This is a genomic window from Streptococcus suis, assembly GCF_002960445.1.
In the GTDB taxonomy this organism is placed as follows: Bacteria; Bacillota; Bacilli; order Lactobacillales; family Streptococcaceae; genus Streptococcus; species Streptococcus hyiners.
The window spans coordinates 1-398 of sequence record NZ_POJD01000274.1; the positions used below are offsets into that span (position 1 = coordinate 1).

1 protein-coding gene is annotated in these 398 nt (G+C 41.7%); it reads right to left on the reverse strand.

Annotated features, from left to right (window positions below):
• Positions 1–398, reverse strand: a 398-nt coding sequence (locus C1G53_RS09650) for an iron-containing alcohol dehydrogenase (RefSeq protein ID WP_153046703.1), incomplete at both ends; no start/stop codon positions are given.

The following is a 398-nucleotide window of genomic DNA, read 5'->3' on the forward strand; positions in this document are numbered from 1 at the left end:
AAACTTAGATTTCTTACCAAGTTCTGGGAACTTGAAGGCACGTTTACGGATATCCATGAATTTTTGAACTAGGTCATGGAAATCAACTGTTGGTTGTTCGTAGAAGAGCCACATAACTTTGGCAGCATCCATTGGTGAACCACCACCGAGTGCGATGATTGTATCTGGTTTGAAGGTACGCATCAATTCTGTACCTTTATAAACCGTTGTGATGTCTGGATCTGGCTCAACGTCTGAGAAGATTTGGTAAACAACTTTATTACGACGAAGGTCCAATTGTTCGATGATACGATCTAGGAATCCAAGTTCTACCATGGCACGGTCTGTAACGATCATGACACGTTCAACGTCACGGCATTTTTGGAGATATTGGATAGAGTCACGTTCGAAGTATGTTT